The sequence below is a fragment of the Dongia sp. genome (genome assembly GCF_041918875.1).
Classification (GTDB): Bacteria; Pseudomonadota; Alphaproteobacteria; order Dongiales; family Dongiaceae; genus Dongia.
In genome coordinates this window covers 24,911-45,575 of record NZ_JAYRUV010000009.1, presented here as the reverse complement: position 1 = coordinate 45,575, position 20,665 = coordinate 24,911, and the positions used below count along the sequence as shown (strand labels likewise).

The window sequence follows — 20,665 nt, the reverse complement described above, 5'->3', positions numbered from 1 at the left end:
CCAGCATCGGCGCGGCCGTCATGGGTGGGACTTGGTCTCCCAAGACGGCCGCCACCGGCTCCCCTACAATCGACAGACACGACTCGATCGAGAGGAGGGGAAGGACGATGGACAAAGTTGCCGAGGAATTTCTGCTGAACCGCACCTTCGATGCCGGCATAGCCAGCGGGCCGCTATTTGCCGGATTGATAGAGGTGCTGATGGCCGAGAAGGTGCTATCGCCCTCAGCAGTTAACTGCGTTTTTCTCTTCGCGCGAGGGCACATCAAGAAGCTTCCCCCTGAGCATCGCGCGACAAGCGCCGCGCTTCATGAAGCCGCCGCAACTGATCTTCGACATAGGCTTGCCGCCGCTGGTCATGAGAACGTTCCGGTGCGGTGCCCTGAAAGCTGGTGGGAAGATCATCCAGAGGATGATCTGGGTTAAAGCTTCGCGCATGGTCGCCCTGCCAGAGCGTTTCCCAGCCCGCCGGTGCCGGTCTCGACCATGGATCGCCGGCAGGGCACACCCGCTCGCTGCGGAGCGCTTCCTTGATAACTGGCCCCAACAGGCGGGCCATGAGGCGGATCAAGATGCCCATCACGCGGCCTCCTTCCGGCCGGCTAGGCGCAGCTCGCCTTCCTTGTTGAGGAAGGCGAGGAACTCCCTGCGCTCGGCGCCGGTGGCATGGCGCCAGGAAGTCACCAGGCGGGCATAGCCATCGACCGCCTTGGGCTTGCGCCCGGTGAGGTTGTCGGCGGCCTGCCGTACCGAATGGAATTTCGGGGCGTCGCCCAGCAGCCCGGCGAGGGCCTTTCGCTGCTGGACGGGGGTCAGCTTGGCGAGGGCCAGCAGCTCGGCCTGTTTCAAGGCAAACGCGGTGCCGGCGATGGCAGCGCGGCTCTCCGGGGAAAGGCCGGTGGCGATGGAGACGGCCAAGCGGATGGCACGGTCGGTCAGGCCGACCTTGTCGGCCGTGTCCTTGGCGAACGACCAAACGGAAATCGTTTCCGTTTGATCCTTAGCCGCCTTCGACTTCCGGTCACCGCCCTGCTTGGCGGCGGGGTGAAGCCGCTCATAGATCGCCTTGCGCTCGGCCAGGAAGACGGCCCGGTCGAGCGGGTTCAGCTCGTGCCGGACCAAATTCTCGTCGATCTCGGCAATCCGGGCCTCGTCGTCATTGGCCTCGAACACGAAGGCGTCGATCGTCGGGTGTTTCAGCAGGCCGATGGCGGCCAGGCGGTGACCGCCCGCGATCAGCTTGAACCGGCCGCCCTTCGCGGTCCGGACCTCGATCGGGTTTCGGAGGCTGGTTTCCCTGATGTTGTCGGCGATCAGCGCCGCATGCGCCGGGCTGATCGGCCGGAGGCGGCCATCGGCGTCAATCTTGCTGATGTCGATCTTCTGCAGGCCGAGGCTCTTCATTTGCGCACCTCGCGGGTGGCGATCTCGGCCATCACCAGCTTGCGGACCAGCGTCCGCGCGGCATCCTTTGAAGGGAAGGTGAAGTGCTCATCAAAGACATAGGCCGGCTTGAAACCGGCCAGGATCGCGTAATCGACGAACTCGGCGACGAGCTGCGCGATGGCGTTGTCTTCGTCCGCCATTGAGACCAGGGCGATCGCGGTGTCGATCACTTTGAAAGCGCCGGAAAAGTAGGCCTGGAGCTGGACTTCCCGCTTCGGCTTGCTGAGGCGCAGGCGCCGATCGAGGAGCGGTGATGGTTTTTGGGGGGCGGTGGCCGGCTCGTCGGCCGGCAGAATGGTCAAGTTTGCTGAAATCATGGTCTAGGCGGCCTTTCGTTTTTGACTGGTGCGAAGGCGCGGCCGATCCCTATAGTTCTCGACAGGTTGGGGCGTGAGACGCACACCCGTCTCGGGATCGAAACGCGACGGCCAGATCTGGTGGGGAGCGAGGCCCAAGGCGGCAGCTATCGCTTGTTCGCCAGCGATATGTGGATGGCGGCTGGTCATGCGGGCGATGCCCGACTTAAGGCCATGCTGCCGCTCGATATCGGCAAAGGTCAGGCCCTTGCGGTTCAAGCGGTACCGGATTTCCTCCGGCGCCAGGTCTCGGGATTTGCGCGCCATGCCTCGTCTCTGAAGGACCGGCCCTGCCAGGCCGGTTTTTGTGAAGCGATGTAGTCTACGAACGAAGAAAATAATACACGAACGTAAACATCATTCAACACGAAAGTGACGTCAGTGTTGGGAGGGAGCTTCAGGGGCGTAAAATGATGGCTAACTATATGGAAATATTTAACTCTGACGCGAGACGCGGGCAATCAATGGAAAGTCAGAGTTACAATCATGAACACTGACAGTACACGAAAGTTTACAGAGCGGGTTGAGGCCATCATTGAGATTGTCGGCGGGCCTTCGAAGCTTGCCAGGGCGTCTGGATTGTCCCGCGCGGTGATCGATAAATACCGTGAAGGCAAGTCCGATCCTTCCCGCGAGCGGCTCGTTGCGATGGCAGCGGCGGCAAACGTCTCGGTAGCATGGCTGGCGACCGGCGAAGGCCCGATGCAGCACCTGGTTCCGCTGTCGAAGGGTGGAAGTGAGGCAGTAAACGAGGAGCTTCTGGGGCGAATTTCTGACGGTATTGCAAGGATTTATAAAGAGGAAGGCGCTCGTATAGCGCCTATTGACCAAGGCCGGGCACAGGCCCGGATTTTGAACAGACTGCTGGCTGTCTATGACGACCCGGAAGAGAGGCTAGTAGGGTTGAAGGTGATGCTGGAGGAACTCCGGCACGACCTCCGGAAATCGCCGGCAGACGGCGCCTCATCTAGCAAACGGTCGGCCTAAAGCTAGTCCGGGTCACTCGGATACCACCATTTGGTGCTGATGGCGTCAATGCCTTGCACGCGAAAAGAGACCGCCCGAGCGGGCGCGTTTCTCTAACATCAAGTGGCGGCGGGGGCTCGGCAGACAGCTACTCCAGGTTCTACGCGGCGCCGTCCGTCGGCAGCGCCGCCAACGATGACGACGACGAGAAACGCCCGATTTGCGCTGGTTTCGTCCAGGCTCGTCCGGCCAAATCCAGGAAGATCCCGGTTCAATGCCTCACTCCAGGTTCATGTGTCCAACAACATACTTCTTCACCACGTTGCCCTCGCCCTTCTCGATCATGTCCATGACGAAGAGCTTGACCGGGTCGGGGCCGATATTGGCGCCCTTGTGCCATTGGTTGACGGCTTCGACGATGACGTCGCCGGGGTGGAAGATGATCGCCTTGCCGGTTTCGGTGTTGGTCACTTCGAGCGTGCCGGCCAGCACATAGGCGTAGCGCGGGAAGGGGTGCTTGTGCACCGGCAGGCTGGTGCCGGGCGCGATCTCGTAAGTGGCGGTCACCAGTTCGGCATTCTGCCGCGGCCATTGGATCGGCTGGCCGCTCACCGTCCTGTCGGTGGTGAGGATCGGCGTCACCACGACCGGCGGTTTTGCGTCCTCGGCCAAGGCCGGCGCGGTCGCAAGCAGCAAGGTCATGACAGGCCAGAATTTCCGCATATTCATTTTCCTCTCTGCCGCGTTTCTATTCGACCTTATAGCAGCGGTCCGGTTCGTCGCCGTCATTGCCGCTGAAATAGAAGGCCAGCTTTTCGCGCGACACCGACATGCGCCCCACCTCCATGAAGAAGGGGATGCCGAGCACGCGCTCGCCCACTTCGACAGTATGGTCGGGATCGTAGGTGAGCGTGGCGCCGCCCGGCTCCAGCCGGTAGCGGCCGAGGATGAGTTCGGGCAAACGGAACAGCGTTTCGCGTTCGGCGAAAATGCCTTCGACCGTGATGCGTTCGGGGCCCCGGTTGGCATAGTCGCCGCCGCTGGCCGTGCGCCGCTGCAGCTGGACGCGGTCGCGGGTATCGAGCTCCTGGCGGTCCTCAGGCCCGATCTCGGTCACGCCGAACAGGACCGCATCGATCGGCATGGTGCCGCTGCCCGCCCCTTGCGCATGGGCGGCCTGCGCCAGGAAGCTGTCGATCTCGCCGACGATGCCTGGAACGGCGGTGCAATCCCTCTCGGCCCGCGCCGGTGCCGCCGCCCATGCCAGGGCCGTCAGCAGGATCGCCATCGCGTGGCGATATCGGGAATAGACCCTGGAAACGATCATGGGGCGACCTCCTTTTCATGAGGAAGACGCTAGCGCCCTCCGGGGGCGCGGCGAATGAACCGGATCACAATATACCCGCCTTTCGCCGCGAAGGAATGGCCGCCCGCGGCCTCTTGACCTACATCAAGGTCAGCGCGCGCGCAGGGACTAACCTTTTGGCAACGAATTGCAACACGGCGCATGAAGGACGAAGCACATGATTCGCGAAGTGGAAGGCGACATCCTGTTGAGCAAGGCCCAGATCGTGGCGCATGGCGTCGCGCCGGGGGACCATTTCGACAGTGGTCTGGCTCTCGCCCTGCGCGAACGCTGGCCGGCCATGGTCAGGGATTTCCGCCACTATTGCCAGTCGAACCATCCCAAGCCCGGCGAATTGTGGTTCTGGGCCGGTGCAGAAGGTCCGGCCATCGTCAACATGATGGTGCAGGAGCCTGCCTACGGCCATGGCGAGAAACCGGGCAAGGCGACGCTTGAGAATGTGCATCATGCGCTCCGGGAACTCACCAAGCTCATCGCCAGGGAAGGCATCAAGAGCCTCGCCCTGCCACGCCTGGCGACCGGTGTCGGCGGCCTGGACTGGAGCGACGTGAAGCTGCTGGTCGAAAAGCATCTCGGCAATCTCGACATCCCCATCTTCGTCTATGCGACCTATCACAAGGACGTGGCGGCGATGGAGGCGGGCCTCGCCGACAAGACCCGCGCCGGTGCCGGCGCCGCCAAGAACGCGTCCTGAGAGAGGATCACATGAGTGGGGGAGCTGGTACTTCCGGCAAACCGGGCGGGCTCAGGACCATCCGTCTTGAACTCGCCCGGACCAGGGAACGTCCCGACGGCGATCCGGGCTGCGGCTACGAATTCAGCGCGCCGCTGACCGCCGACGGGTATCTCGACGCCGACGCCTTCAAGGCGCAGCGGACCGATTGCCGCGTGCGCCGCTTCTGGACCGGCGAGAAATACGAACAAGGCATCCTCAAGCATCTCGGCAAGGACCGCTGGGTCTTCTCCTACGCGCCCGGCACCGATGACGACGAAGCCGCCTTCAAGTTCGACAGGCACCGCTTCGCCACCGGCGAATATGTCTCGATCACGGAACATGACGGCGTCACGCGGCCGTTCAAGGTGGTGTCGGTCATTTGATCCGGCAGGCAAATGATCCGGTAGGTAAATGATTCTGGGAGGTGGACATGCTGACCTTCGAGGATTGCCAGGCCCTGTGCGGCGTCAGCAAGGGCGTCGTCGCGGCCATCGCCGAGCATGAACATATCCCGCAGATGGCGGCCGCCGAGATGGCCAATTACCTGTGCGAGAACAGCGCCGGCGAGCGCTGCATCCGCCGCTACATCCTCGACGATATCGCGGCCGCCGAAAAGCGCGGCGACAGCAGGCATGCCGCGGTGCTGAAGGCGGTGCTGTGCCGTTTCGTCGACACGCATCCCCGCGCCGCCCGGAACGGCACGCCCGAAGCCTAATCCAGCGGCACGACCGAGATCGAGTTGTAGGGCGACCCGTCGATCAGCTTGGTCGACCAGACCAGATAGACCAGCACGTTCTTCTGCGTGTCGTGGAAGCGGCTGATGCGCAATTCCTTGAACATGATCGACGTATCTTCGGAAAAGACCACTTCGCCCTTCTTGTCGGCGGGGATCTTGCCGACGATCCTCGTCGGGCCGACGGCGCGGCAGGCGATGGAAAAGCGGCTGGGATCTTCCGCCAGACCCACGGCACCGCTCCAGCCGCCGGTTTCGGCGCGGGACAGATAGCAGGAGACGTTCTCGACCTTGGGGTCGTCATAGCGTTCGATGACGACCTTGTCGTTGGGGCTCATCAGGCGGAAGGTGGTCGACACCTCGCCGATCTTTTCCTGCGCCAGGCCAGGCCCGGCAACCGCGGAGAGGGCCAGCACGGCCGATGAGATCGCGGCGATCGTTCGAGCGCGCATCATGGTTCGTCGGGTCCTTCCTTGGGCCACGGAAAACCCGGACAGGAACCTTGGCCGGCCTTCGGGGTTTCAAGAAGCGCTGGATTTGGCCCCTCTTATCCGCAATTTCAAGGAGATCCGCATGGCCAGCAGCCGCGTTGCGATTTTCGCCGCCACACTCGCCATCCTTTCATGCCCGGTGGCCACCGGCGCCGTGGCCGAAGGGCCCAAATCGCTCAGCAGCGATCTCAAGGATGCCGGCGGCGTCCCGCTCGGCACCGTGACGATGACCGATGCGCCGCGAGGGATTCTCATCCGGATCGAGGCAGAGGGCCTGCCCGCCGGCTGGCACGGCGCCCATCTTCACGAGAGGGGCGATTGCTCCGGTCCGAAATTCGAAAAGGCGGGCAGCCATGTGCATCGCGGCGCCGGGCTTGTGCACGGCCTCCTCAATCCGGAGGCGAACGATGCCGGCGACCTGCCGAACATCCATGTCGGCGCCGATGGCAGTGCCGCGGTCGAGCTCTATTCCACTTTATCGTCGCTGGGCGGCGGGGATGACGGCGCACTGCTTGCCGACGCCGATGGCTTCGCCCTCGTCATCCACGCAGCGCCCGACGATTATGCCAGCCAGCCGATCGGCGGTACCGGCGCCCGCATCGCCTGCGCTGCCTTCAACCTGCGCGGCCTTTAACCGCCACCCGCGCCTGCAAGGCGGCGGCAGCCTGACGGCTCGCCCGGCCATTGCGGCGGGCACGGCCCCTTATGCCACATCCATCAGCGACCGCGCGAATTCCCGCGCCTCGAAAGGTTTGAGATCGTCCTGGCCCTCGCCGACACCGATGGCCACGACCGGCAGGCCGAAGCGTTCCGCCAGGGCGACCAGTACGCCGCCCTTGGCGGAACCGTCGAGCTTGGTGACGACGAGGCCCGTCACCTGGCAGATCTGCTTGAAGATATCGACCTGGGAATGCGCGTTCTGCCCCACCGTCGCATCCAGCACCAGCAGGCAATCATGGGGCGCGGTCGGGTCGACCTTCTTGATCACGCGCACGATCTTGGCCAGTTCCTCCATGAGGCCCGCTTTGTTCTGCAGGCGGCCGGCCGTGTCGATGAGGAGCAGGTCGATCCCCTCCGCCTTGGCCTGGGTCAGCGCATCGAAGGCAAGGCCCGCCGGGTCCGCCCCTTCGCCGCGCGCGACGACCGGCACCCCGGCGCGCTCGCCCCAGATCTTCAGCTGCTCGACGGCGGCGGCGCGGAACGTGTCGCCGGCGGCCAGCATGACGCGTCTGCCCTGGCCCTGATAGAGGCGTGCCAGCTTGCCGATCGTCGTCGTTTTGCCCGACCCGTTGACGCCTACCACCAGCACCACATGCGGCCGGTGCGGCGCCAGGACCAGGGTCTTGGCCACCGGGTCCAGCATGCGTGCTATCTCGTCGGCGAACAGGCCGCGCACTTCCTCCGGCGTCACTTCCTTGTCGAAACGGTCCTTGGCCAGCGCCCCCGTGAGCTTGGCCGCCGTGGCCGGTCCCAGGTCGGCGGCGATCAGCGCTTCCTCCAGTTCATCCAGCAGCGCGCGGTCCAGCTTCCGCTTGGTGAAGATGCCCGTGATGCTCTCGGTGAGCTTGGATGAAGAGCGGCTGAGGCCGGCCTTCAGGCGCTGGAACCAGCCCCGTTTTTCGCTATTGCTGCTGTCGGTCATGGATCTTCTGGAAAATCATGCGGCGGTGGCGAGGAGATGCTCGTCGGTGGCGCCGTTGATGCGGGTATCGATGATGCTGCCCGGCCGCGCACCGAAGCTTAAGGATACGGGGGCAAAATGATCGCTGTGGCCGAAGGCGGCATCGCCTTCCGACTTCTCGACCAGCACGCGCGCCGGCGTGCCGAGGAGCCGGGCGAAATAGGCGCGCTGATTGACAAGGCCCCGTTCGCGCAAGGCCTGGGCGCGTTCCTTGCGGACCGGCCCCGGCACCTGGGGCATCTTCGCCGCCGGCGTGCCGCTCCGCGCCGAATAGGGAAAGACATGCAGGAAGGTGAGGTCGCATTCGTCGACGAGGCGCAGCGAGTTCAGGAACATCTCATGCGTTTCCGTGGGGAAACCGGCGATGAGGTCGGCGCCGAAGACGAGGTCGGGCCGTGCCGCACGCATCTCGCGCGCGAAGCGGATCGCGTCGTCGCGGCTGTGCCGGCGCTTCATGCGCTTCAGGATCATGTCGTCGCCAGCCTGGAGCGACAGGTGAAGATGCGGCATCAGCCGCTCTTCATGGACAATCAGGCGGCGCAGTTCGTCATCCACCTCGACCACATCGACCGAGGAAAGCCTCAAGCGCGGCAGGTCGGGCACGAGGTTCAGAATGCGCCGCGTCAGACTCCCAAGGTTGGGCTTCCCCGGCAGGTCGCCGCCGTACGAGGTGATGTCGACGCCGGTCAGCACCACTTCGCGGACGCCGTTCTCCACCAGCTGCCGGATCTGCTCGACGATGGCGCCCACCGCCACCGACCGGCTGTTGCCGCGTCCGAACGGAATGATGCAGAAGGTGCAGCGATGATCGCATCCCTGCTGGATCTCGACGAAGGCGCGCGCGCGCGCGGCGAAGCCGGAAATGAGATGCGGCGCCGTTTCCGTCACCGTCATGATGTCGGCCACCGCCACATGCGGCCCGCTGGACAGGCTGAGGGCCTTGAAACTCTCCGCCTTCAGCTTCTCCTCATTGCCCAGCACCGCATCGACCTCGTCCATCGCGGCGAACTTTTCCGGCGCGATCTGCGCGGCACAGCCGGTGACGATGATGCGCGCATCGGGGTTGAGGCGGCGCGCCTTGCGGATCGCCTGGCGCGCCTGGCGCTCGGCCTCCGAGGTGACGGCGCAGGTATTGATGATGATGGCGTCGGCAAGACCCGCGGCACTGGCATGGTTGCGGATGACTTCGCTCTCAAACGCGTTCAAGCGGCAGCCGAAGGTGACGAGCTGCGGCTGGCCTGACCTGGGCGCCTCTTCGATGACAGGCAGGACTTCCTCAGCCATGGCCGCCCACCAGGCTGTCGAGGTCGATCCTGCCCTCGTAGGAGAGAGTCCACGGCCCCGTCATGCGCACATGGCCGTTCTCCAGCCATTCGATGGTGAGCGTGCCGCCATCGACGATCACCTCGCCCTTGCGGGCGGTGAGGCCCCGGCGCGCCGCGGCGACCAGGGTCGCACAAGCACCGGATCCGCAGGCCAGCGTGATGCCGGCCCCACGCTCCCACACCCGCATGCGGATGCGGTCAGGGGCGATGATTTCGGCAAATTCGATGTTGGCGCGCATCGGGAAGAAGGAATGATTCTCGAGCTGCGGCCCCACCACCGGCAGATTGACCACATCCACATCGTCGACAAAGAAGACGGCGTGGCTCGATCCCACATTGACCCCGACCGGATCGGCAAGAGACCCCAGGGCGACCGGCATGTGCAGTGTGTCGCAAGGGGCAGCCACGGGAATCTGCTGCCAGTCGAGGCCGGCCGGACCCATATCGACGGCGATCAAGCCGTTGCCGAGCGATTCCGCCGGCAGCAATCCGGAAACAGTCTCGATCAGGGCGTGACCGTTCTTCTTCTCGCCCATGATGCGCGCGGCGATGCAGCGCGTGGCGTTGCCGCAGGCCCGCGCTTCCGATCCGTCGGCATTGTGGAGGCGCATGAACACGTCGGCCCCCGGCGTCACCGGGTTCTCCAGCGTCACCATCTGGTCGAAGCCCACCCCCAGATGCCGGTCGCCCAGGCGCCGGCGCTGCTCCGGCGTGAGATCGAGTTTCTGCCCGCGCGCATCCAGCACGACAAAATCGTTGCCGAGGCCATGCATCTTGAGAAACGGGACAACTCTCATCGGAACCCAATCGCCATCTGCGCTGATCTTAAGGCTGGTTATGCCGTCCACCCTTTCTCAAGTCCAATGATTTCAGGGACATCGCGGCCTGCAGCGAACGCAGGTCCGCCACGACCCCGGCACCGCTAGAGACCTGGAAAACCTCAAGAATCCCAGGGTCGATAGCAGCGGTTGACGCCTGCCCTCCCCCTCTGTATAACCCGCCGCCAACAGAAATCCCGACGTTTCAAGGCAGGTATTGCTCCATGGCCCATCATAAATCCGCGGAAAAGCGCATTCGCCAGACCGTTGTCAGCACGGCGCGCAACCGCGCCAACACCAGCCGCATGAAGTCGGCGGTGAAGCAGGCCGAAGAGGCCATTGCCAGCGGCAACAAGACCGCCGCCGAAGCCGCCCTCAAGGCCGCCCAGCCGGAACTCGCCCGTGGCGTGGTGAAGGGCGTGCTGCACAAGAATACCGCAGCGCGCAAAATGTCGCGCCTCACCAAGCGCCTGCGCGCCCTCGCTTAAGGTTACGAACCAAAGCATCAAATGCCGCCCGCAAGGGCTTGGCAGCGCTCACATCAACCGCGGCCTTCGCGCAGAAGGCCGCGGTTGTCGTTTGTGCCTCCGACGCGGCAACGCCACCATCCGTTGTAGGATTGCACGCACTCCGCATTGTTGAATCTGTGTTCAATCTGCCACAGCGATCTTCGCAAGACTCGATTCGAGTCTGTTCCCGATTCAGACTTGTTGCATGCCCGGAAGCGCGCGCGTAGAGTTCGTCTCGGCCGCGGACAGGGCGTCGGCCAAAGCTCCGACAAGAGCTTGATCACGGGAAAATTTTATATAAAAAACAAAGACCTATGATGCGTGACGACACGTTTCATCAATGCCCCAGCCATGGCCTCCGCGCGATTTGGGCGGAGCCTGCCAAGGACCGTCCGAAAGCCGCCGGCTTGCGCCATTCCGGCCTCGGCGAAGGGTCCGTTTTCCCCCATCGATACCTGTGGCAACCAAGTCACGGCTACATTGCGCGTTTGCACGGCATAATCGCGCACTGGTTGCAGCCGACGGCCCCCAATCCCAACGGGTTCGGCGGCCGGGCTTAAGTTAACTATTAAGACCGCCGCCGATCCAGGTCCCACGCCCCGTCCGGGTGCGTGATTCCTCGTGCCGGTGGCGATGTGGTTTTTCGTGGGGGTATTGAGAGCATGAACGAGACTGGAACCTATGCGGGCGATGTGACGCCCCAAGCCGCCTGGGACGCGCTCAAGGGCAGCCCGAAGGCCTGCCTGGTCGATGTCCGTACCCAGCCGGAATGGAGCTTCGTCGGCCTCCCCGATTTGGGTTCGCTCGGCAAGAAGGTCCTGCTCGCTTCCTGGCAGGTCTATCCGAACATGGCCGTCGATCCCGACTTTGCCGCCAAGGTGAAGGCGCAATTGGGCGCCGGGGCGGGGCCGGTCTATTTCCTGTGCCGGTCGGGTGCGCGCTCGCGGGCGGCGGCCATCGCCATGACCGAAGCGGGTCTCGGTCCCTGCTACAATGTCAGCGGCGGGTTCGAAGGCGACAAGGATGCCCAAAGCCATCGCGGCCACAGCAACGGCTGGAAAGCCGGCGGCCTTCCCTGGGTGCAGGATTGATGGCCACGATGAGCCGTAACGACGACATGAATGCGAATTTGAGTGCTCCTGGGGGGAAAGCCATGATCGAAGCCGGCAGCGATTCGCTCCTCAACGCGCAATGGGCCCGTGTGCGCGGGCGCCTGCGTGCCGAATTCGGCGAGGCGACGTTCCGCTCCTGGCTGAAGCCGCTGACCCTCGCCGGGCGTCGCGGCCAGGACCTGCGCGTGGCCGTGCCATCGCGTTTCATGCGCGACTGGGTGGCGACGCATTATGCCGACCGCATCATGGCGCTGTGGAGTTCCGAGTGTCCGGAAATCCGCTCGGTCGAAGTGATCGTCGATGCGCGCGACGCCGCCGCCGCGGCGGACGATTCCGCGCTTGACGAGGCGATGGTCGAAACGCCGGTAGCGGCCGAGGGTGCGACCGCCGTCGAGGCGATGCCGCAGATCGTCGGCGGCCAGATCGGCGAAGCGGATGGCCTGGCTGAAGTGAGCGCCACGCTCGATCCGCGCCTGACCTTCGACAATTTCGTGGTCGGCAAGTCGAACGAGCTGGCGCATGCCGCGGCCCTGCGCGTCGCCGAATCCGATGTCGTGCCGTTCAATCCGCTGTTTCTTTACGGCGGCGTCGGCCTCGGCAAGACGCACCTCATGCACGCCATCGCCCATCACATCAAGAAGAAGCAGCCGCAAAAGCGGGTGATCTATCTCTCGGCCGAAAAGTTCATGTACCAGTTCATCCGCGCGCTTAGGAACAAGAACACCATGGCCTTCAAGGAGCTGTTCCGCTCGGTCGACGTGCTCATGGTCGACGACGTGCAGTTCATCATCGGCAAGGAATCGACCCAGGAAGAATTCTTCCACACCTTCAACGCGCTCTTCGACCAGAACAAGCAGGTGGTGCTTTCGGCCGACAAATCGCCCTCCGACCTGCAGGGGCTTGAGGAGCGCATGCGCACCCGCTTCGGCTGGGGCCTCGTCGCCGACATCCATCCCACGACCTATGAACTGCGCCTCGGCATCCTGCAGGCCAAGGCCGAGCAGGCGCCGATCGACATTCCGGGCAAGGTGTTGGAATTCCTCGCCCACCGCATCTCGTCGAATGTGCGCGAGCTGGAAGGGGCGCTGACCCGCATCGTGGCGCATGCGACCCTGGTCGGCCGGCCCGTCTCGGTCGAATCCGCCCAGGAACTCTTGAAGGATTTGCTGCGCGCCAATGACCGCTCTGTCACCATCGAGGAAATCCAGCGGCGCGTCGCCGAGCATTACAACATCAAGCTTGCCGACATGAGCTCGCCCCGGCGCGCCCGCCAGGTCTCAAGGCCCCGCCAGATCGCCATGTATCTGGCCAAGCAGCTCACCACCAAATCGCTGCCCGATATTGGCCGCTCCTTCGGCGGGCGCGACCATACGACGGTCATGCATGCGGTCAAGAAGGTCGAGGAACTGGCCTCCGGCGACATCTCCTTCGCCGAGGATATCGACCTCCTGAAGCGCATGCTGGAAGGCTGATTTTCGCGAGGCTTTCCGCAGGCCGCGAGGGGTCGGCGACGGCCCAAAAGCGCCATAAAACCCTGTTGCCCGGGGCCTGACCTGCTATAATCCCCCACTTGCTGGAAACCAGGGGCCGATTCGGCCATTTCCGCCTGCCGGTTTAGTCGGGGCGCGGGGGGACCTTCAGGCAAGGTTGGAAAAGATCGGACCGACGGCGTCGGATCGCGCCTCTGCGGCCCTCAAGGTCGCTTTGGACGATACCGCCAGCGGCCAGAAACAGGGTTGAGTTAGGCCATGAAACTGACCATTGAACGGACCCTCCTGCTGAAAGCGCTGGGGCATGTGCAGAGCGTTGTCGAACGCCGCAACACCATTCCCATTCTCTCCAACGTCCTGGTCGAGGCCAAGGACGGGCAATTGGCGCTGACCGCCACCGACATGGACCTCGCCGTGGTCGAAAAGGTCGCCTCCGACATCGCCATCCCCGGCGCCGCGACCGTTCCCGCCCATACGCTCTACGACATCGTGAGGAAGCTGCCCGAAGGGGCCCAGGTCCAGATCGAGCTTGCCGCCGACGGCCAGCAGGTCACCGTGAAGGCCGGTCGCTCGCGCTTTGCCCTGGCGACCTTGCCCAAGGAAGACTTCCCGGCCATCCATGCCGGCGACCTGGCCCATAAGTTCCCGCTTTCGGCATCCGACCTCAAGGGCCTCATCGACCGCACGAAGTTCGCGATCTCGACGGAAGAGACCCGCTATTACCTCAACGGCATCTATGTCCATGCCTATGCCGCCGGCAAGCAGACGAGCCTGCGCGCCGTCGCCACCGACGGCCACCGCCTGGCGCGGGTCGAGATGCCGCTGCCCGAGGGCGCCGAGGGCATTCCCGGCGTGATCGTGCCCAGGAAGATGGTCAACGAGGTGAGGAAGCTCATCGAGGATTTCGAAGGTGCCGTCGATGTGTCGCTTTCCGACAGCCGCATCCGCTTCGCCTTTGCCGATGTCGTCTTGACCTCGAAGCTGATCGACGGCTCGTTCCCGGACTACCAGCGCGTCATCCCCACCGCCAACGACAAGGTGCTGGAAGTGGACCGCAAGGAGTTCCGCGACGCGGTCGACCGTGTTTCGACCATTTCGTCCGAAAAGTCCCGCGCGGTGAAGCTCTCGTTGAAGCCCGGCATGCTGACCCTCTCGGCCACCAGCGCCGAAAATGGCAGCGCCTCGGAAGAGATCGAGGTGAAGTATGACGGCCAGGCGATGGAAATCGGCTTCAATTCCAAATATCTTCTGGATGTCGCCGACGAGATCGAGGGCGAGGGGCTGGAATTGAAGCTGGCTGACTCCGTGGCACCCACCCTGCTGCGCGACATGGCCGACGCTCAGGCACTCTACGTGCTGATGCCGATGCGGGTCTGACGATGGGGCGCGTGTGAGGCAATGGCAGTCGCCGAACGCGGAACCGACCGGGCCGATAACGCGCCACACCGGGTAACGCAGGTGGCGAACGGGTTTTCATATCTCTCGCTGACCTCCTTCCGCAATTACCGGGAGGTCAGCTTCGAAACGGGGCTGGAAAAGGGCCTCGGCGCCCTCGTGCTCACCGGCCGCAACGGCGCCGGCAAGACCAACCTCCTCGAAGCCGTCTCCTATCTCGCCCCAGGCTCCGGCCTGCGCCAGGCCGGCATCGCCGAGATCGAATTGCGCCAGGCCAGCAATCACTTCCCGGCCGGCGCCGGCCCCGACGATATCGCGCGCCCCGGCGGCATGGCCTGGGCGGTGCATGCGCGCTATCTGGGCCGTGGTGGCGAAAATGCGCTGGGGACAGGCCGCGATCCGCTGGCCCAGGCGCAGTCCGGGCGCGAGCGGCGCATCTCGCGCCTCAACGGCGCCGGCATGCGCTCCCAGGCCGGCTTTGCCGAAATCCTCACGGTGCTGTGGCTGACCCCGCAGATGGACCGTTTGTTCAGCGAGGCAGCAGCCTCGCGCCGGCGCTTCCTCGACCGGCTGGTCTATGGCCTCGATCCTGCCCATGCGGCACGCGTGGCGGCTTATGAGCAGGCAATGCGCGAGCGCGCCCGGATCCTGCGCGGCGAGGCGCCGATGGCGTCGGGCGGCGATATGAATGCCTGGCTTTCCGGCCTTGAAAACGAAATGGCGGCGCAAGCCGTGGCGATCGGCGCGGCCCGGCTCGATGCCGTGGCGAGCTTGAACGCCGCCATGGCCGAAGCGGTCGGCCCCTTCCCGCAAGCCGAGCTTGGCGTCGCAGGCCTGGTCGAGGAATCGCTGGACGCCATGTCCGCCTTGCAGGCCGAAGATGCCTTGCGCGAACGCCTCGCCGCCGCACGCGGATCCGATGCGGAAAGCGGCATGACGCAATGGGGCACGCATCGCTCCGACCTGGTCGTGACGCTGGCAGGCCGCCAGCTGGGCGGTGCTCCCTTGCGGGCCGGCGATTGTTCGACCGGCGAGCAGAAGGCGCTCCTCATCGCGATCATCCTGGCAGAAGCGCGCCTGTCGACGCGGCGACGCGGCGAGCCGCCAGTCATTCTCCTCGACGAAGTGGCGGCGCATCTCGACCGCACGCGCCGCGAGGCGCTCTTTGCCGAATTGCAGGCGCTCTCCGCCCAGTGCTGGCTGACCGGCACGGAGCGCGACATCTTCCAGCCGCTGCAGGGCTGGGCCCAATTCATGACCGCAGGCGATGGCCGCCTGCTGCCGGACACGCACTAGATCCTGATGCCAAGTCCGGGCCGTATCCGAACCCTTTTTCAGTAAACGAGCTTCAAGACCATGAGCGACGAGAACAAAGACCAATCCCAGCCGGGCGCCGACGATTACGGGGCCGATTCCATTCGCGTGCTGAAGGGCCTCGACGCCGTGAGGAAGCGCCCTGGCATGTATATCGGCGATACCGATGACGGGTCGGGCCTGCATCACATGGTCTATGAAGTCGTCGATAACGCCATCGACGAGAGTCTTGCCGGCTGGTGCGACCGCGTCCTCGTCACCTTGAACGGCGACGGCTCTGTCACCGTGAACGATAACGGCCGCGGCATTCCGGTCGATATCCACAAGGAGGAGGGCGTCTCGGCGGCCGAGGTCATCATGACCCAGCTCCATGCCGGCGGCAAATTCGACCAGAACAGCTACAAGGTCTCGGGCGGCCTGCATGGCGTGGGCGTTTCCGTGGTGAATGCGCTCTCGGAACGGCTCGATTTGCGCATCTGGCGCGACGGCAAGGAGCATTTCCTGCGCTTCCGCCATGGCGATCCGGAAGCGCCGCTGGCGGTGGTGGGCGATGCGGAAGGCAAGCGCGGCACCGAGGTGACGTTCCTCGCCTCCAAGGAAACCTTCACCAAGACCGAATATGATTATGCGACGCTGGAACATCGCCTGCGCGAACTGGCCTTCCTGAATTCCGGCGTGCGCCTCATCCTCACCGACAACCGCACCGTCGAACCCAAATCGGTCGAACTGCATTACGAAGGTGGCATCGAGGCCTTCGTCCACTATCTCGACCGCAGCAAGACGGCAATCCACAGCCCGGCCATCGTCATCGCCGGCGAGAAGGACGGCATCACGGTCGAGGCGGCGCTGGAATGGACCGACGCCTATCACGAGACGATGCTGTGCTTCACCAACAACATCCCACAGCGCGACGGCGGGACCCATCTGCAGGGTTTTCGCGCCGCCTTGACCCGTCAGGTCAACAAATACGCGGAGGAAAGCGGCATCGCCAAGCGCGAGAAAGTGACGCTGACCGGCGACGACGCCCGCGAAGGCCTCACCTGCGTTCTCTCCGTGAAGGTGCCGGACCCGAAATTCTCCTCGCAGACGAAAGACAAGCTGGTTTCGTCGGAAGTGCGGCCCGTGGTCGAGAACATCGTCAACGAACGCCTGGCGCAATGGTTCGAGGAACATCCGGCCGACGCCAAGCGCGTGGTCACCAAGGCGGCCGAAGCGGCTGCCGCGCGCGAAGCCGCGCGCAAGGCCCGCGAGGCCACGCGCCGCAAGGGTCCCCTCGACATCTCCTCGCTCCCCGGCAAGCTTGCCGATTGCCAGGAACGCGACCCGGCCTTGTCCGAACTCTTCATCGTCGAGGGCGATTCGGCCGGCGGCTCGGCGAAACAGGGGCGGCACCGGAAGAACCAGGCGATCCTGCCCTTGCGCGGCAAGATCCTCAATGTCGAGCGCGCGCGCTTCGACAAGATGCTTTCATCCGACCAGATCGGCACACTCATCGCGGCACTCGGCACCAGCATCGGGCCGGAGGAATTCGACATCGGCAAGGCGCGCTATCACAAGATCATCATCATGACCGACGCCGATGTCGACGGCTCGCATATCCGCACGCTGCTGCTCACCTTCTTCTACCGGCAGATGCCCGAACTCATCGAGAAGGGCTATCTCTATATCGCCCAGCCGCCGCTCTATCGCGCCGCCAAGGGCAGGACCGAGCATTATTTGAAGGACGATCTGGCGCGCGAAGACTATCTCATCACGCTGGGCCTTGAGGGCGCCATGCTGACCCTGGGAACCGGTGAGCAGATCGTCGGCGCGGATCTGCGGCGCGTGGTCGATCTCGCCGCGCAAGCCAAGCATCTGATGGAACCCCTGATCCGCAAGGTGGGCTCGGCCGCGGTGGTGAGCCAGACCGCCATCGCCGGTGGGCTCAACCCGCCGGCCGCCGCCAGTCCGGATATCGCTTCCGCCATTGCCGCGCGGCTCGATGCCCTGTCGCCGGTCACCGAACGTGGCTGGTCGGGCCTCTCCGACAGCGAGGGCGGTCTTGCCTTCAAACGCCGCCTGCGCGGCGTCACCACGGGCCATGTCATCGATGCCGGCCTCATCCGCTCGGCCGAGGCGCACCGCCTCGACCAGATGAAAGAGGGCTTGGGCGAAACCTTCGGCAAGGCCGCGACCTTCACCGCCAAGGACCGCAGCGTCACCATCCACGGCCCCATCGACCTCATCGACCTGGTGGTCGAGATCGGCGGCAAGGGCATCGATATCCAGCGCTATAAGGGCCTCGGCGAAATGAACCCCGAACAGCTCTGGGCCACCACCCTCGACCCCACCGCCCGCTCGCTCCTGCAGGTAAAGGTGGCCCATGTCGACGAAGCGGAAGAAATCTTCTCCACCCTGATGGGCGACCTCGTCGAACCCAGGCGCGACTTCATCCAGCAGAACGCACTCAACGTCGCGAATCTGGATGTGTGATCACTGTTGCTGAAAATCGGCGGGACAAAGCGACCCGCCGGCGATGACACGCAAAGGGACTTCAAAGTCAGTCAGCGCAGAGTTCGCCAAAGGCCGTCTTGAGGTCGCCAAACAGCACCGACAATCCGCCAATGATAGCCTCGTATTGGCCTCGTCCAAACTCGGTGGCAGCCCAATTATTTCGGATATTGTTCTGTCGGCAATTGCTTACGGCGACGCGCTGACAGCTCATTTTGCTCGCCAAGTCAACCAACAGGATCATGGAGGGCTGATTAAACTGCTTCGTGATGCGCTTGGCAACGAATTGCCTCAGCAGCACGCGACAGCGTTAACGCGCCTCCTCGGCATAAAGGACCAGGTACAGTACGGTGCTCGCCTGCACACGCTGGATCAGGCTAATCGGCATTCTCCGCCCTGGCAAAGGTTGGTGATTGGACAGAAAAAATACTGGCCGACCGAGGTCTTTATTGACGAAGCTCCATTTGATGCTTATGTTAGCACCAAATGGAGGTCGCGATGGGCGAGAATATTGTCTATCTTCACGCGGCGGACGGCGCACCGAATGCGGTGCAGACTTTCGTTAAGGACGAGGATCGCAAGCGGCTGACCCCGACGGCGGTGGAAGCGCTCACCAGGATCGCCGATGCGTGGAAGCTGACCGGATCCGAGGCAGCCCCATTGCTCGGTCTCTCGGAAACCACCTGGGACAGAGTGAAGGCGGGGCACTGGAAGCAGTCTTTTTCCCAGGACCAGTTGATGCGCGCCTCAGCCATCATCGGTATCTGGAAGGGCCTGCACCTGCTGTTCATCGGCGATCTGGCCGATCGCTGGCCCAAGCTTGCCAACCGAGGTCCGCTGTTTGAGAATCGCGCGCCTGTCACCGCAATGATCGAAGGCGGCATTCCCTTCATGCTGGAAGTGCGCCGTCACGTCGATGCATTGCGTGGCGGCCTGTGACAGGGAATGCGGATGGAAAATCCGGCGACGCTGTTGCCGCTGAAATTCCCGCACGCGACTTTCCCGTCCGTCGCGTGGCCATCGAAAGAACGATACGCCTCGTTTCTTCCGCGCGGCTGCGCGATCCGGTCTTATTGAAACTGGTCTCGCCTGAAAAAATCGATGAACTGTCGGAAATCGAGGGGGCGACGAGCGCAAGGCTTCGCGCGGACAAATATGGCCAGGAAGGCTTGCTCAAAGGCGAACTGGTTCACGGCATCGCGCATGAACGCTTCATCAACGCAGCCTTTACCTATTGGCGCCCGAGAGATCGCAATCGCTTCAATGGACCCGGCCGAGGTGCCTGGTATTCGGCGTTCAAAGTGGAGACCTGCATCGCGGAGGTCGCCTATCACCTCAGCGTGGAATTGACGCGCATCGACGATTTCAACACCGCCGTCGAATATGCCGAGATGTTTGCGAGCTTCGCCGGCGACTTCATCGATCTGCGCGACCTGACGACGCGCCCGGAATGCTTGCACCCCGACCCGAAAATTGGCTATCCGGCCGGGAACATGCTGGCGGACAAGGCGGTCTCTCAAGGCCATAACGGCATAATTTTTCCCTCTGTAAGAGATATCGGCGGCACCTGCTTGGTGGCCCTGCGGCCGCATGCGGTTCAGTCCGTTGCACAGGGACGCGTCTATCGCCTGACATGGAAGGGCAGCGCCGAACCCGTCGTGCAGGACATTGGCGGCTAGATGCGAGCGTTTCATGGGCTGGCGGGACCGCTGATTCCTATATCGCCATCCCCGGGTTTGACCGAGGGCAATCGCACGTATCCAAATTCGTCATGCCCGGGCTCGACCCTTTCCGCCTCCGCCCCCCCAAAAAAAACTGCCGGGCCTCACATGTTGTTTTCGATGGCCACGAACCATTTCTGCTTGGTGTCGATTAGCAGCCCGTCGGCGTCGAGTGCCACTTCGCGCTTGGTGACGCTGTCGCCGACATTGCCGCCGATCGAGTAAGCGTGCCGGTTCGGCACATCGACCGCCACCACGATGTCGGTATGCGCGGGATACCAGCCGATGGCGCGTGCCGTATCGTAGGTCACCGCGACATCGCCACGCCAATAGCCGATGAGATCGCCGACCTTGGGTGCATAGTCGCCGAGCTTGTGACCGACGATGGGCGCGTCCATCAGTCCCTTCGCCTTGTTCGATATCGCCCGGTTGATATAGACCGAATGGCCCGGACTGTAGGGAAACATGGCGTGGGGGCCCATCTCGCCGGCACCCGCTTCATGCATGCAGAAGGAAATGAACGCCGCCGACCAAGGCTGACTGGTGGACTTGCCCGTCAGGTGGGCATAGTCGCCACCGATGAAGCGCCAATAATCGCCGACGCGCTGAAAGACCCGCTCATCCGATTCCTTGATGCCCCTGGGCGATGGTGGATGCAGGTTGGCCTCCTGCCTGCCGAACCGTTCCCATTCCGCCCGCGCGACGCCGATCAGTCTGTCGACAAAGGCTGTCATCGCT

Annotated in this window: 25 protein-coding genes; 14 read left to right on the top strand and 11 right to left on the bottom strand. The window is 63.7% G+C overall.

Annotated features, from left to right (window positions below; translation table 11 throughout):
- Positions 1-107 precede the first annotated feature (107 nt).
- Positions 108-425: a hypothetical protein gene (locus tag ACE3TY_RS11020; RefSeq protein ID WP_374653081.1), complete on the top strand. Its 318-nt coding sequence runs from the start codon at positions 108-110 to the stop codon at positions 423-425.
- A gap of 153 nt (positions 426-578) precedes the next feature.
- Here ACE3TY_RS11020 and ACE3TY_RS11015 read toward each other — a convergent pair whose 3' ends face one another.
- Genes ACE3TY_RS11015 through ACE3TY_RS11005 form a run of 3 tightly spaced genes read right to left on the bottom strand, consistent with a single transcriptional unit; the run spans position 579 to position 2,068 of the window.
- A complete protein-coding gene (locus ACE3TY_RS11015; RefSeq protein WP_374653080.1) occupies positions 579-1,403 on the bottom strand; it encodes a ParB N-terminal domain-containing protein in 825 nt (274 codons plus the stop codon).
- The gene (locus ACE3TY_RS11010) at positions 1,400-1,747 is read right to left on the bottom strand and encodes a hypothetical protein (RefSeq protein ID WP_374653079.1); all 348 of its coding nucleotides are present in this window, start codon (positions 1,745-1,747) and stop codon (positions 1,400-1,402) included. The genes ACE3TY_RS11015 and ACE3TY_RS11010 overlap by 4 nt, the downstream gene beginning before the upstream one ends.
- Positions 1,748-1,765: 18 nt before the next feature.
- Positions 1,766-2,068: a transcriptional regulator gene (locus ACE3TY_RS11005; protein WP_374653078.1), complete on the bottom strand. Its 303-nt coding sequence runs from the start codon at positions 2,066-2,068 to the stop codon at positions 1,766-1,768.
- A gap of 219 nt (positions 2,069-2,287) precedes the next feature.
- Between ACE3TY_RS11005 and ACE3TY_RS11000 the strand changes: the two genes are divergently transcribed.
- The gene (locus ACE3TY_RS11000) at positions 2,288-2,788 is read left to right on the top strand and encodes a helix-turn-helix domain-containing protein (RefSeq protein ID WP_374653077.1); all 501 of its coding nucleotides are present in this window, start codon (positions 2,288-2,290) and stop codon (positions 2,786-2,788) included.
- Between the two features lie 258 nt (positions 2,789-3,046).
- On the opposite strand, the gene ACE3TY_RS10995 is transcribed toward ACE3TY_RS11000, so the two are convergent.
- Together ACE3TY_RS10995 and ACE3TY_RS10990 are read right to left on the bottom strand one after the other, a co-directional pair.
- The gene (locus ACE3TY_RS10995) at positions 3,047-3,490 is read right to left on the bottom strand and encodes a cupin domain-containing protein (protein ID WP_374653076.1); all 444 of its coding nucleotides are present in this window, start codon (positions 3,488-3,490) and stop codon (positions 3,047-3,049) included.
- Between the two features lie 25 nt (positions 3,491-3,515).
- Positions 3,516-4,094, bottom strand: a complete 579-nt coding sequence (locus ACE3TY_RS10990) for a hypothetical protein (RefSeq protein WP_374653075.1) — start codon at positions 4,092-4,094, stop codon at positions 3,516-3,518.
- A gap of 196 nt (positions 4,095-4,290) precedes the next feature.
- Between ACE3TY_RS10990 and ACE3TY_RS10985 the strand changes: the two genes are divergently transcribed.
- The 3 genes from ACE3TY_RS10985 to ACE3TY_RS10975 are packed head-to-tail and all read left to right on the top strand — an operon-like array spanning position 4,291 to position 5,563.
- Positions 4,291-4,827: a macro domain-containing protein gene (locus ACE3TY_RS10985; RefSeq protein WP_374653074.1), complete on the top strand. Its 537-nt coding sequence runs from the start codon at positions 4,291-4,293 to the stop codon at positions 4,825-4,827.
- An 11-nt stretch (positions 4,828-4,838) separates the two neighbouring features.
- The gene (locus tag ACE3TY_RS10980; protein ID WP_374653073.1) at positions 4,839-5,231 is read left to right on the top strand and encodes a hypothetical protein; all 393 of its coding nucleotides are present in this window, start codon (positions 4,839-4,841) and stop codon (positions 5,229-5,231) included.
- 47 nt (positions 5,232-5,278) lie between these two features.
- A complete protein-coding gene (locus ACE3TY_RS10975; protein WP_374653072.1) occupies positions 5,279-5,563 on the top strand; it encodes a hypothetical protein in 285 nt (94 codons plus the stop codon).
- On the opposite strand, the gene ACE3TY_RS10970 is transcribed toward ACE3TY_RS10975, so the two are convergent.
- The gene (locus ACE3TY_RS10970) at positions 5,560-6,036 is read right to left on the bottom strand and encodes a CreA family protein (protein WP_374653071.1); all 477 of its coding nucleotides are present in this window, start codon (positions 6,034-6,036) and stop codon (positions 5,560-5,562) included. The genes ACE3TY_RS10975 and ACE3TY_RS10970 overlap by 4 nt on opposite strands.
- A gap of 118 nt (positions 6,037-6,154) precedes the next feature.
- Between ACE3TY_RS10970 and ACE3TY_RS10965 the strand changes: the two genes are divergently transcribed.
- Complete coding sequence (locus ACE3TY_RS10965) at positions 6,155-6,706, top strand: superoxide dismutase family protein (protein WP_374653070.1); 552 nt, start codon at positions 6,155-6,157, stop codon at positions 6,704-6,706.
- Between the two features lie 69 nt (positions 6,707-6,775).
- On the opposite strand, the gene ftsY is transcribed toward ACE3TY_RS10965, so the two are convergent.
- Genes ftsY through dapF form a run of 3 tightly spaced genes read right to left on the bottom strand, consistent with a single transcriptional unit; the run spans position 6,776 to position 9,875 of the window.
- The gene (ftsY, locus tag ACE3TY_RS10960) at positions 6,776-7,714 is read right to left on the bottom strand and encodes a signal recognition particle-docking protein FtsY (protein ID WP_374653069.1); all 939 of its coding nucleotides are present in this window, start codon (positions 7,712-7,714) and stop codon (positions 6,776-6,778) included.
- Between the two features lie 15 nt (positions 7,715-7,729).
- A complete protein-coding gene (mtaB, locus tag ACE3TY_RS10955; RefSeq protein WP_374653068.1) occupies positions 7,730-9,037 on the bottom strand; it encodes a tRNA (N(6)-L-threonylcarbamoyladenosine(37)-C(2))-methylthiotransferase MtaB in 1,308 nt (435 codons plus the stop codon).
- Positions 9,030-9,875: a diaminopimelate epimerase gene (gene dapF, locus ACE3TY_RS10950; RefSeq protein WP_374653067.1), complete on the bottom strand. Its 846-nt coding sequence runs from the start codon at positions 9,873-9,875 to the stop codon at positions 9,030-9,032. The genes mtaB and dapF overlap by 8 nt, the downstream gene beginning before the upstream one ends.
- 245 nt (positions 9,876-10,120) lie before the next feature.
- Here dapF and rpsT point away from each other — a divergent pair, with 245 nt between their 5' ends.
- From rpsT to gyrB, 6 genes are all read left to right on the top strand, one after another.
- Positions 10,121-10,384 carry a 30S ribosomal protein S20 gene (gene rpsT / locus ACE3TY_RS10945; RefSeq protein ID WP_374653066.1) on the top strand — a complete coding sequence of 88 codons (264 nt, stop codon included), beginning with the start codon at positions 10,121-10,123 and terminating at the stop codon, positions 10,382-10,384.
- A 683-nt stretch (positions 10,385-11,067) separates the two neighbouring features.
- Positions 11,068-11,496, top strand: a complete 429-nt coding sequence (locus ACE3TY_RS10940) for a rhodanese-like domain-containing protein (RefSeq protein ID WP_374653065.1) — start codon at positions 11,068-11,070, stop codon at positions 11,494-11,496.
- A gap of 62 nt (positions 11,497-11,558) precedes the next feature.
- Positions 11,559-12,989, top strand: a complete 1,431-nt coding sequence (dnaA, locus tag ACE3TY_RS10935) for a chromosomal replication initiator protein DnaA (RefSeq protein WP_374653246.1) — start codon at positions 11,559-11,561, stop codon at positions 12,987-12,989.
- Between the two features lie 276 nt (positions 12,990-13,265).
- On the top strand, positions 13,266-14,384 hold the full coding sequence (gene dnaN / locus ACE3TY_RS10930; protein WP_374653064.1) for a DNA polymerase III subunit beta: 1,119 nt from the start codon (positions 13,266-13,268) through the stop codon (positions 14,382-14,384).
- A 21-nt stretch (positions 14,385-14,405) separates the two neighbouring features.
- Positions 14,406-15,698 carry a DNA replication/repair protein RecF gene (gene recF, locus ACE3TY_RS10925; RefSeq protein ID WP_374653063.1) on the top strand — a complete coding sequence of 431 codons (1,293 nt, stop codon included), beginning with the start codon at positions 14,406-14,408 and terminating at the stop codon, positions 15,696-15,698.
- A 60-nt stretch (positions 15,699-15,758) separates the two neighbouring features.
- Complete coding sequence (gyrB, locus tag ACE3TY_RS10920) at positions 15,759-18,188, top strand: DNA topoisomerase (ATP-hydrolyzing) subunit B (RefSeq protein ID WP_374653062.1); 2,430 nt, start codon at positions 15,759-15,761, stop codon at positions 18,186-18,188.
- Positions 18,189-18,255: 67 nt separating this feature from the next.
- Here gyrB and ACE3TY_RS10915 read toward each other — a convergent pair whose 3' ends face one another.
- Positions 18,256-18,507 (bottom strand): hypothetical protein, encoded by a 252-nt coding sequence (locus tag ACE3TY_RS10915; protein ID WP_374653061.1) that lies wholly within the window; start codon positions 18,505-18,507, stop codon positions 18,256-18,258.
- Between the two features lie 197 nt (positions 18,508-18,704).
- Between ACE3TY_RS10915 and ACE3TY_RS10910 the strand changes: the two genes are divergently transcribed.
- Both ACE3TY_RS10910 and ACE3TY_RS10905 read left to right on the top strand, forming a co-directional pair.
- The gene (locus ACE3TY_RS10910; RefSeq protein WP_374653060.1) at positions 18,705-19,145 is read left to right on the top strand and encodes an antitoxin Xre-like helix-turn-helix domain-containing protein; all 441 of its coding nucleotides are present in this window, start codon (positions 18,705-18,707) and stop codon (positions 19,143-19,145) included.
- Positions 19,146-19,219: 74 nt separating this feature from the next.
- Positions 19,220-19,885, top strand: coding sequence for an RES family NAD+ phosphorylase (locus ACE3TY_RS10905; protein ID WP_374653059.1), 666 nt, complete (start codon positions 19,220-19,222; stop codon positions 19,883-19,885).
- Positions 19,886-20,031: 146 nt separating this feature from the next.
- On the opposite strand, the gene ACE3TY_RS10900 is transcribed toward ACE3TY_RS10905, so the two are convergent.
- On the bottom strand, positions 20,032-20,661 hold the full coding sequence (locus ACE3TY_RS10900) for a DUF2272 domain-containing protein (protein WP_374653058.1): 630 nt from the start codon (positions 20,659-20,661) through the stop codon (positions 20,032-20,034).
- Positions 20,662-20,665 lie beyond the last annotated feature (4 nt).

Excerpts from the sequence above, each read along its gene's own strand:
- ACE3TY_RS11020 (WP_374653081.1), top strand. The coding sequence starts at position 108 with ATGGACAAAGTTGCCGAGGAATTTCTGCTGAACCGCACCTTCGATGCC.
- ACE3TY_RS11015 (WP_374653080.1), bottom strand. The coding sequence starts at position 1,403 with ATGAAGAGCCTCGGCCTGCAGAAGATCGACATCAGCAAGATTGACGCC.
- ACE3TY_RS11005 (WP_374653078.1), bottom strand. The coding sequence starts at position 2,068 with ATGGCGCGCAAATCCCGAGACCTGGCGCCGGAGGAAATCCGGTACCGC.
- ACE3TY_RS11000 (WP_374653077.1), top strand. The coding sequence starts at position 2,288 with ATGAACACTGACAGTACACGAAAGTTTACAGAGCGGGTTGAGGCCATC.
- ACE3TY_RS10995 (WP_374653076.1), bottom strand. The coding sequence starts at position 3,490 with ATGCGGAAATTCTGGCCTGTCATGACCTTGCTGCTTGCGACCGCGCCG.
- ACE3TY_RS10990 (WP_374653075.1), bottom strand. The coding sequence starts at position 4,094 with ATGATCGTTTCCAGGGTCTATTCCCGATATCGCCACGCGATGGCGATC.
- ACE3TY_RS10985 (WP_374653074.1), top strand. The coding sequence starts at position 4,291 with ATGATTCGCGAAGTGGAAGGCGACATCCTGTTGAGCAAGGCCCAGATC.
- ACE3TY_RS10980 (WP_374653073.1), top strand. The coding sequence starts at position 4,839 with ATGAGTGGGGGAGCTGGTACTTCCGGCAAACCGGGCGGGCTCAGGACC.
- ACE3TY_RS10975 (WP_374653072.1), top strand. The coding sequence starts at position 5,279 with ATGCTGACCTTCGAGGATTGCCAGGCCCTGTGCGGCGTCAGCAAGGGC.
- ACE3TY_RS10970 (WP_374653071.1), bottom strand. The coding sequence starts at position 6,036 with ATGATGCGCGCTCGAACGATCGCCGCGATCTCATCGGCCGTGCTGGCC.
- ACE3TY_RS10965 (WP_374653070.1), top strand. The coding sequence starts at position 6,155 with ATGGCCAGCAGCCGCGTTGCGATTTTCGCCGCCACACTCGCCATCCTT.
- ftsY (WP_374653069.1), bottom strand. The coding sequence starts at position 7,714 with ATGACCGACAGCAGCAATAGCGAAAAACGGGGCTGGTTCCAGCGCCTG.
- mtaB (WP_374653068.1), bottom strand. The coding sequence starts at position 9,037 with ATGGCTGAGGAAGTCCTGCCTGTCATCGAAGAGGCGCCCAGGTCAGGC.
- dapF (WP_374653067.1), bottom strand. The coding sequence starts at position 9,875 with ATGAGAGTTGTCCCGTTTCTCAAGATGCATGGCCTCGGCAACGATTTT.
- rpsT (WP_374653066.1), top strand. The coding sequence starts at position 10,121 with ATGGCCCATCATAAATCCGCGGAAAAGCGCATTCGCCAGACCGTTGTC.
- ACE3TY_RS10940 (WP_374653065.1), top strand. The coding sequence starts at position 11,068 with ATGAACGAGACTGGAACCTATGCGGGCGATGTGACGCCCCAAGCCGCC.
- dnaA (WP_374653246.1), top strand. The coding sequence starts at position 11,559 with ATGATCGAAGCCGGCAGCGATTCGCTCCTCAACGCGCAATGGGCCCGT.
- dnaN (WP_374653064.1), top strand. The coding sequence starts at position 13,266 with ATGAAACTGACCATTGAACGGACCCTCCTGCTGAAAGCGCTGGGGCAT.
- recF (WP_374653063.1), top strand. The coding sequence starts at position 14,406 with ATGGCAGTCGCCGAACGCGGAACCGACCGGGCCGATAACGCGCCACAC.
- gyrB (WP_374653062.1), top strand. The coding sequence starts at position 15,759 with ATGAGCGACGAGAACAAAGACCAATCCCAGCCGGGCGCCGACGATTAC.
- ACE3TY_RS10910 (WP_374653060.1), top strand. The coding sequence starts at position 18,705 with ATGGGCGAGAATATTGTCTATCTTCACGCGGCGGACGGCGCACCGAAT.
- ACE3TY_RS10900 (WP_374653058.1), bottom strand. The coding sequence starts at position 20,661 with ATGACAGCCTTTGTCGACAGACTGATCGGCGTCGCGCGGGCGGAATGG.